Origin of the sequence: Saccharopolyspora oryzae, from assembly GCF_027853915.1 — a bacterium.
Classification (GTDB): domain Bacteria; phylum Actinomycetota; class Actinomycetes; order Mycobacteriales; family Pseudonocardiaceae; genus Saccharopolyspora; species Saccharopolyspora oryzae.
The window spans coordinates 1-8,487 of sequence record NZ_JAQGLA010000150.1; the positions used below are offsets into that span (position 1 = coordinate 1).

At 68.9% G+C, this 8,487-nt stretch carries 5 protein-coding genes and 1 pseudogene; 4 read left to right on the forward strand and 2 right to left on the reverse strand.

What is annotated here, in order from left to right:
* From OU415_RS37315 to OU415_RS37325, 3 genes and pseudogenes are all read left to right on the forward strand, one after another.
* A pseudogene (locus OU415_RS37315) lies at positions 1-265 on the forward strand (hypothetical protein); the annotation flags it as partial.
* Between the two features lie 454 nt (positions 266-719).
* Positions 720-5,285: a glutamate synthase large subunit gene (gene gltB, locus OU415_RS37320; RefSeq protein WP_270954472.1), complete on the forward strand. Its 4,566-nt coding sequence runs from the start codon at positions 720-722 to the stop codon at positions 5,283-5,285.
* On the forward strand, positions 5,278-6,729 hold the full coding sequence (locus OU415_RS37325; protein WP_270954473.1) for a glutamate synthase subunit beta: 1,452 nt from the start codon (positions 5,278-5,280) through the stop codon (positions 6,727-6,729). The genes gltB and OU415_RS37325 overlap by 8 nt, the downstream gene beginning before the upstream one ends.
* 131 nt (positions 6,730-6,860) lie before the next feature.
* Here the strand turns inward: OU415_RS37325 and OU415_RS37330 are convergent, their stop codons facing one another.
* Together OU415_RS37330 and OU415_RS37335 are read right to left on the reverse strand one after the other, a co-directional pair.
* Positions 6,861-7,136 carry a hypothetical protein gene (locus tag OU415_RS37330; protein WP_270954476.1) on the reverse strand — a complete coding sequence of 92 codons (276 nt, stop codon included), beginning with the start codon at positions 7,134-7,136 and terminating at the stop codon, positions 6,861-6,863.
* 304 nt (positions 7,137-7,440) lie between these two features.
* A complete protein-coding gene (locus OU415_RS37335) occupies positions 7,441-7,731 on the reverse strand; it encodes a hypothetical protein (RefSeq protein ID WP_270954477.1) in 291 nt (96 codons plus the stop codon).
* A gap of 338 nt (positions 7,732-8,069) precedes the next feature.
* Here OU415_RS37335 and OU415_RS37340 point away from each other — a divergent pair, with 338 nt between their 5' ends.
* Positions 8,070-8,357 carry a hypothetical protein gene (locus OU415_RS37340; RefSeq protein ID WP_270954478.1) on the forward strand — a complete coding sequence of 96 codons (288 nt, stop codon included), beginning with the start codon at positions 8,070-8,072 and terminating at the stop codon, positions 8,355-8,357.
* The last annotated feature ends 130 nt before the right edge of the window (positions 8,358-8,487 follow it).

Below are 8,487 nucleotides of genomic sequence, written 5' to 3' on the forward strand. Positions count from 1 at the left end.
CGGCTACTCCGTCCGGCTGCGCAGCATCGGCTGGTTCGCCGTGACCGCGCTGAGCGCGGTGACCGTGCTGGCGGCCGTGTTCAAATCGTTGCCCACGGGTCCGCCGTGGACCCCGCTGGAGCACTTCTTCGGCAATCCGTACCTGTTGTGCGGATTGCTGCTGCTGGGACTGCTCGGTCTGTTCGTCCGGAATCGCACGATCGCGAGCGCTCCCGAGGATCCCTCGGCGCTCGTCGGCGACGAGGTCCGGCCGGAGCCCCGCTGAGGTCTTGAGCTTCCGGGAAGCGGTCGGATCACCAGCCGCTTTCCGGAATGCGAAGCCATTGGGCAATCGGGTGATTCGCCTCGGTGACCCGTGAAAATGCCCGTTCTGGAACGAATCCGAGGTCGCTGCGCGACGCTTCGCCGCTGCCGCAAGAAGATCGTGAACAACGCCACTCGTGGCGCTCGGCAGTCGCGTATGGACAGTGTTGTGGTGCAGAATCCCCTGCACTCGCAGGGATGTGACAGCGGCGTCCCAGTCCCTGGGAGTCGCGAAACTTTCGCTTAATTTCGCGTTACTTGACGGTAGCCTTCAGCGCACTCGAAATGTAGAGTGCCTCAAACTGACCAAGAGTGCAACGGCGCATCCTTTTGTCAGTGCCCCCAAAGGTTCTTGCGGCTCCGCCGCGGGTCAGTCGTGCCCGGATGCGGATCGCGGCCTGACGACGGGAGGTACGATGCCCCTTTCCCACCATGCAAGAAGCTTGGCGCAACGCAGCGCCGCCGCCGATGGTCTTTACGACCCGGCCAACGAACACGACGCGTGCGGTGTCGCTTTCGTCGCCGACCTGCAGGGTCGGCAGAGCCACGAACTCGTGGAAAAAGCCCTGACCGCGCTGCGCAACCTGGAGCACCGCGGCGCCAAGGGCGCCGACCCGGACACCGGTGACGGCGTCGGTCTGCTGACGCAGGTCCCGGACGCGTTCTTCCGCGCCGAAGTGCCCTTCGACCTACCCGAACGCGGCGGTTACGCGGTCGGTACCGCGTTCCTGCCCGCCGATCCCGAAGCCGCGGCGCAGGCCGCGGAGACCGTCGAGCGGATCGTGGCCGAAGAGGGCCTGCGGCTGCTCGGCTGGCGCGACCTGCCGGTCGCACCCGACTGCGCGGGCACCTCGGCGCGCGAGACGATGCCGAGCTTCCGGCAGCTGTTCATCGCGCCGGTTTCGCTCGTGGACGGCGCCGATGATCCACTCCGCCTGGAACGGCTCGCGTTCTGCGTGCGCAAGCGGGCCGAGCACGAAGTCGACGTGTACTTCCCGAGCTTGTCGGCGCGCACCATCGTCTACAAGGGGATGCTGACCGAGGCCCAGCTCGGCGCGTTCTACCCGGACCTCGGCGACGAGCGGTTCGCCAGCGCGATCGGCCTGGTGCACAGCCGGTTCTCCACGAACACGTTCCCGTCGTGGCCGCTGGCGCACCCGTACCGGTTCATCGCGCACAACGGCGAGATCAACACGCTCAAGGGGAACCGCAACTGGATGCGGACCCGCGAGAGCATGCTGGCCACCGACCTGATCCCCGGTGACCTGCAGCGGCTGTACCCGATCGCCACCCCGGACGGCAGCGACTCGGCGACCTTCGACGAGGTGCTGGAACTGCTGCACCTGGGCGGGCGGAGCCTGCCGCACGCGGTGCTGATGATGATCCCGGAGGCGTGGGAGAACCACGCCGAGATGGACCCGGCCCGCCGCGCGTTCTACGAGTTCCACAACTACCTGATGGAACCGTGGGACGGCCCGGCGCTGGTCGCCTTCACCGACGGAACGCAGATCGGTGCGGTGCTCGACCGCAACGGCCTCCGCCCCGGCCGGTACTGGGTGACCGAGGACGGGCTGGTCGTGCTGGCCAGCGAGGTCGGCGTGCTGGAGGTCGAGCCGGACAAGGTCGTCCGCAAGGGCCGCCTGCAGCCGGGCCGGATGTTCCTGGTCGACACCGGGGCCGGCCGCATCATCGACGACGACGAGATCAAGGGCGAGCTCGCCGCCGAGTACCCGTACCAGCAGTGGCTGGACGAGGGCGTGGTGCGCCTGGCCGACCTGCCGGACCGCGAGCGGGAACTGCCCTCGCACGACTCGCTGGTGCACCGGCAGCAGGTCTTCGGCTACACGCAGGAAGAACTCGGCGTGCTGCTCAAGCCGATGGCCACCACCGGGGCCGAGCCCATCGGTTCGATGGGCAACGACGTGCCCTTCGCCGCGTTCTCCGAACGCCCGCGGCAGCTGTTCGACTACTTCACCCAGCTGTTCGCGCAGGTCACCAACCCGCCGCTGGACGCGATCCGGGAAGAGCTGGTCACCTCGCTGGGCACCCACGTCGGGCCGGAGCACAACCTGCTCGACCACGACCCGGCCGCGTGCCGGAACCTGGCGCTGCCGTTCCCGGTGCTGGACAACGACCAGCTCGCCAAGATCGTGCACCTCGACGACGACGGTGACCGGCCGGGCCTCAAGCCCGCCGTGGTGTCGATGACCTACCACGTCGCGGGTGGTGGCGAAGCGCTGCGCAACCGGCTCGACGAGATCTGCGAGGAGGTCTCGGCCGCCGTCGCGGACGGCGCGCACGTCCTGGTGCTCTCCGACCGCACCGCGGACGCCGAGCACGCGCCGATCCCGTCGTTGCTGGCCACGGGTGCGGTGCACCACCACTTGGTGCGGGAGAAGAACCGCACCCAGGTGGGCTTGATCGTCGAAGCCGGTGACGTCCGCGAAGTGCACCATGTCGCTCTTCTCATCGGTTACGGAGCGGCTGCCGTTAACCCCTATGTGGCGATGGCCACCGTCGAAGATCTCGTCGCCACCGGCGTGATCCGCGGGGTGGACGCCAAGCAGGCCACCGACAACCTGATCAAGGCGCTGGGCAAGGGCGTTCGCAAGACGATGTCCAAGATGGGAGTGTCCACTGTGGCCTCCTACACCGGTGCGCAGATCTTCGAGGCGATCGGGCTCGGCGAAGAGGTCGTGCAGCAGTGCTTCACCGGCACCACTTCCCGTCTCGGCGGCGTCGGATTCGACGTGCTGGCGCAGGAAGTCGCCGACCGGCACCAGCGGGCGTACCCCATCGACGGGGTCCAGGCGCCGCACCGGACGCTGCAGGTCGGCGGCGAGTACCAGTGGCGGCGCGAAGGTGAGCCGCACCTGTTCAACCCGACCACGGTGTTCAAGCTCCAGCACTCCACCCGCAGCGGTCGCTACGAGGTGTTCAAGGAGTACACCAAGGCGGTCGACGACCAGTCCCGCGAGCTGATGACCCTGCGCGGGTTGTTCAAGTTCCGCGAGGGCGAGCGCAAGCCGGTGCCGATCGAGCAGGTCGAGCCGGTGTCGTCCATCGTCAAGCGGTTCGCCACCGGCGCCATCTCCTACGGGTCGATCTCGCAGGAGATGCACGAGGTGCTGGCGATCGCGATGAACCGGTTGGGCGGCAAGTCCAACACCGGCGAGGGCGGCGAGGACGCCGACCGGTTCACCCCGGACGCCAACGGCGATTCGCGGCGCTCGGCGATCAAGCAGGTCGCCTCCGGCCGGTTCGGCGTGACCAGCGAATACCTGGTCAACTCCGACGACGTCCAGATCAAGATGGCGCAGGGCGCCAAGCCGGGCGAGGGCGGTCAGCTGCCGGGGCACAAGGTGTACCCGTGGGTGGCCAAGACGCGGCACTCGACGCCGGGCGTGGGGCTGATCTCGCCGCCGCCGCACCACGACATCTATTCGATCGAGGACCTGGCGCAGCTGATCCACGATCTGAAGAACGCCAACCCCAGGGCGCGGATCCACGTCAAGCTGGTGTCCGAAGTGGGCGTCGGCACGGTCGCGGCGGGTGTGTCCAAGGCGCACGCGGACGTGGTGCTGATCTCCGGCCACGACGGCGGCACCGGTGCTTCGCCGCTGTCGTCGATCAAGCACGCCGGCGGTCCCTGGGAGCTCGGGCTGGCCGAGACGCAGCAGACGCTGCTGGCCAACGACCTGCGCGACCGGATCGTGGTGCAGACCGACGGGCAGCTCAAGACCGGGCGCGACGTGGTGATCGCGGCGCTGCTCGGCGCCGAGGAGTACGGCTTCGCCACCGCTCCGCTGGTGGTCTCGGGATGCATCATGATGCGGGTCTGCCACCTCGACACTTGCCCGGTGGGCGTGGCCACGCAGAACCCGCAGCTGCGCGCGAAGTTCACCGGCAAGGCCGAGCACGTGGTGAACTTCTTCGAGTTCATCGCGCAGGAAGTCCGGGAATACCTGGCAGCACTGGGTTTCCGGAGCCTCGACGAGGCGATCGGGCAGGCCGACCTGCTCGACACCTCGGAGGCGGTGCGGCACTGGAAGACCCAGGGCCTGGACCTCACGCCGATCACGCACGTGCCGGAACTGCCGAAGGGCACCGCGCGGCACCAGGTCGTCGAGCAGGACCACGGGCTGGAGAAGGCGTTGGACAACACGCTGATCCAGCTGTGCGAAGGCGCGCTGAAGGAAGGCCGGCCGGTCCGGCTGGACATCCCGGTGCGCAACGTCAACCGCACCGTCGGCACCATGCTCGGCTCCGAGGTGACCCGGCGGTGGGGCGGCGAGGGCCTGCCGGACGACACCATCGACGTGACGTTCACCGGCTCGGCCGGGCAGTCCTTCGGGGCGTTCGTGCCGCGCGGCATCACCATGCGATTGCTGGGCGATGCCAACGACTACGTCGGCAAGGGCCTCTCCGGTGGCCGGATCGTGGTCCGGCCGGACACCTCGGCGCCGTTCGCGGCCGAGCAGAACATCATCGCGGGCAACGTGCTGCTCTACGGCGCGACCAGCGGTGAGCTGTTCGTGCGCGGTGTGGTCGGGGAGCGGTTCGCGGTGCGCAACTCCGGTGCGGTCGCGGTCGTGGAAGGCATCGGCGACCACGGGTGCGAGTACATGACCGGTGGTCGAGTGGTGGTCCTCGGGCGGACCGGGCGCAACTTCGCGGCCGGCATGTCCGGCGGCATCGCCTACCTGCTCGACCTCGATCCCGCGCGGATCAACCCGGAGATGGTCGACCTGGACCCGCTGGACGACGCCGACCGCGAGTTCCTGCACGACCGGATCCGGCGGCACTACGAGCAGACCGAATCGGCGGTGGCCCGCGAGCTGCTGGCCGACTGGGACACCGCGGTCGAGCGGTTCGGCAAGGTCATGCCGCGCGACTTCAAGCGGGTGCTGGCGGCGCGCAGCGCTGCCGAGCGCGACGGTCGCGACGTCAACGAGGCGATCATGGAGGCGGCTCATGGCTGATCCCAAGGGATTCATGACGACGCCGCGGGAAACGCCGCAGCGTCGCCCGGTGGACGTGCGCATCAAGGACTGGCGCGAGGTCTACCTGGAGTTCGAGCAGCCGAAGTTGCAGAAGCAGGCCGGTCGCTGCATGGACTGCGGCATCCCGTTCTGCCACCAGGGCTGTCCGCTGGGCAACCTGATCCCGGAGTGGAACGACCTGGTCTGGCGCGACGACTGGCAGGAAGCGGCGGAGCGCCTGCACGCCACCAACAACTTCCCGGAGTTCACCGGGACGTTGTGCCCCGCCCCGTGCGAGGCGGCGTGCGTGGTCGGCATCAACAGCGATCCGGTGAGCATCAAGCAGGTCGAGATCAGCATCGTCGACAAGGCCTGGGACGAGGGCTGGATCCGTCCGCAGCTGCCGCGCGCGGCGACTGGCAAGAAGGTCGCCGTGATCGGTTCCGGTCCGGCCGGGCTCGCCGCGGCCCAGCAGCTGACCCGGGTGGGCCACAGCGTGGTGGTCTACGAGCGGGCCGACCGCGTCGGCGGTCTGCTGCGCTACGGCATCCCCGAGTTCAAGATGGAGAAGCAGCGGCTGGACCGCCGCCTCGGCCAAATGCGCGCTGAGGGAACGGAATTCCGCACCGGTGTGAACGTCGGTGTGGACGTCACGGTGGAGCAGCTGCGCGCCGACTACGACGCGGTGGTGCTGGCGGGCGGCTCGACCCAGGCCCGCGACCTGCCGGTCCCGGGGCGTTCCCTGGGCGGCGTGCACCAGGCGATGGAGTACCTGCCGCTGGCCAACAAGGTGCAGGAGGGCGACCTCCAGCGTTCGCCGATCCACGCCGAGGGCAAGCACGTGGTGGTCATCGGCGGCGGTGACACCGGAGCGGACTGCGTCGGCACGGCGCACCGGCAGGGCGCGGCGTCGGTGACGCAGCTGGAGATCATGCCGGTCCCGCCGAACTCGCGTCCCGACGCGAACCCGTGGCCGACCTACCCGATGATCTACCGGGTCTCCTCGGCTCACGAGGAGGGCGGCGAACGCCTCTACTCGGTGAGCACCCAGGAGATGCTCGGCGACGATTCGGGGCACGTCCGGGCCCTCCGGCTGGTGGAGGTCAGCCGCACGGACACCGGCTTCGAACCGGTTCCGGGCACGGAACGCGAGATCCCGGCCGAGTTGGTCCTGCTCGCGATGGGCTTCGTCGGCCCGGAACGGGAAGGCCTCCTGGCGGACCTGGGCGTGGAGCTCGACCCGCGTGGCAACGTCGCCCGCGACGAGAACTTCATGACCACGGTGGACGGCGTCTTCACCGCGGGAGACATGGGTCGGGGGCAGTCCCTGATCGTCTGGGCGATCGCCGAAGGCCGCTCGGCGGCCGCCGGAGTGGACAGCTACCTGTCGAACAGGAGCGTCCTCCCGACGCCGATCGCTCCCACGGATCGCCCGTTGGTGTAGTCAGCCGAACTGCTCCCCGGGAGCTGGACTGAGAAGTTCAGCACCCGGGGAGCAGTGGCATGCTTGGGCCAAGCTGGACGGCAGAAGGCGGGCCCGTCAGGACGACGGGCCCGCCCATGCGGTCAGGCAGGTCACCACGGCACGTTGATGATGACATCGCCACCGATGCCGTTACCGCCGATGCCGTCACCGCCGATGCCGTTCCCGCCGATACCGGAGCCGCTACCGGAGCCGCCGCCGGCACCGCCGCCTGCACCGCCACCGTTACCGGCACCGCCACCGTTGATCACGATGGGGTCCCAGCCGCCGTGGAGCGGGAACGTCGACATGACCGTGCGCGCGGGCAGGAACTCAATGCGCTGGTCCTGGAGCTCGGCAGAGCTCAGCGGTTGAGTCTTCTCGAACACGTGACCGATCCTCCTTCGCTCGAATGGGCTCGGATGCCGCGCGGAGATCGATGCCTAACGAGGTCGCAATTTTCCCCAGATCCCCATTCCAACGCCCCCAGATTCGTTGGCATCAGCCCGAAGGCTAGAGGAACCCGCGACCCGGCGCAGTCTGGATGTTTCCGGCACCCCGGCGCGGGAGACCCGGCCGCGGCGAACTGGTGATCGCCTCCACCGGACGAGGCGATCGCGGACCGGGTGCCGCAGGACGGCAAGAGCTGGCGGCCCCGCAAGGGCGACGGACCGCCAGCTCAGCTGAGAAAGATCACTTCGGCCCGACGAAGACGTTGCCGCCGACGCCGTTGCCGCCGATGCCGTTGCCGCCGGTGCCGCTACCGCCGGGGCCGCCGTCAACGCCGACGCCACCGTTGCCGCCGGACCCGCCGCCTTGGCCGCCGCCTTGGCCGCCACCGTTGCCGGCGCCGCCACTGTTGATCAACATCGGGTCCCAGCCGCCGTGGAGCGGGAACGTCGACATGACCGTGCGCGGGGGCAGGAACTCGATGCGCTGGTCCTGGAGCTCGGCAGAGCTCAGCGGTTGAGTCTTCTCAAACACTTGACCGGTCCTCCTCTGTTCGAATGCTCTCGGATGCCCGGGCCGCGAGTCCCCCAGATTCCCGATCCAGCGTCCCTAGATCCGTTCGCGCCAGCTCGGAGGCTATGGGAACCGGCGCCTCTGCGCAGTCCGATGACTCCCCCTCCCGGCGTGATGCGCGTGCACACCTGCGAGCGGCGAGAAGTTGATTGCACGTCAGAGTGAATCAAGGTGCACCGGGCGTTCGGTGCTCCTAAGTTCTGCCCCGTGTGCCAGGCACGTGCCGCTGCGGCGCATCCAGCGGGTGGCCGAGTCCCGGTTCTCCCGGTGAATCCCCTCGGATTGCGAAGGAGCACCAGATGCGACAGACCTCTCGGGCGATGAGCGCTGCCGAACTGGATGACCAGCGCGTCGAGTTCCTCCCGGCGCGCACGGTCATGTCGACGTTGCCGCTCCACGGCGGCTGGGACCCCATCTCGATCGACGTCGGCGGCGGGGGTACCGGCGGCGGCAACGGCGGCGGCCAGGGTGGCGGCAACGGTGGCAACGGCGGCATCAACGGCGACGGCGGCGATGGTGGCGACGGCATCGGTGGCAACGGCATCGGTGGCAACGGCATCGGCGGCAACGTCATCACCGGTGGCTGACGCCGAAAGCTCCGCGCAGTGCGGCGTTCCAGGCGCAGCAACGCACCGCTGAACGTTCGAAAGCAGCAGCGGCCGACGGGCGCGACTTCCCCCGCCAGGGGCGATGTCGCGCCCGTCGGCCGTTTTCAGG

Excerpts from the sequence above, each read along its gene's own strand:
- gltB (WP_270954472.1), top strand. The coding sequence starts at position 720 with ATGCCCCTTTCCCACCATGCAAGAAGCTTGGCGCAACGCAGCGCCGCC.
- OU415_RS37325 (WP_270954473.1), top strand. The coding sequence starts at position 5,278 with ATGGCTGATCCCAAGGGATTCATGACGACGCCGCGGGAAACGCCGCAG.
- OU415_RS37340 (WP_270954478.1), top strand. The coding sequence starts at position 8,070 with ATGCGACAGACCTCTCGGGCGATGAGCGCTGCCGAACTGGATGACCAG.